Source organism: Paenibacillus sp. 598K (genome assembly GCF_003851045.1).
GTDB lineage: Bacteria > Bacillota > Bacilli > Paenibacillales > Paenibacillaceae > Paenibacillus_D.
Map to the genome: position 1 here is coordinate 4159 of NZ_BFBX01000002.1, position 314 is coordinate 4472.

At 65.3% G+C, this 314-nt stretch carries 1 protein-coding gene; it reads left to right on the top strand.

Annotated features, from left to right (window positions below; genetic code table 11):
- Positions 1–314, top strand: a 314-nt coding sequence (locus PA598K_RS00685; RefSeq protein ID WP_148091909.1) for a hypothetical protein, incomplete at both ends; no start/stop codon positions are given.

Below are 314 nucleotides of genomic sequence, written 5' to 3' on the forward strand. Positions count from 1 at the left end.
CGCCGAGATGCCGGGGCTGCCGCAGGTGACGACCGGCCGCGCCGACGACTACTTCGCCGAGCTGCGCGAGACGGTGGCGGGCACAGACGAGTACGTCCACACGTGGGACGGAGAGCTTTATCTGGAGCTGCATCGCGGCACGTATACGAGTCAGGCGTTCGTCAAGCGGATGAACCGCAAGCTCGAGCTGCTATATCGGGAGACGGAGTGGCTCGCGGTCCGGCAAGCGCTGGCGCAGGGCTGGCAGACGTATCCGCAGCAGGCGCTCTACGAGGGGTGGAATATCGTGCTCCGCAACCAGTTCCACGACATCA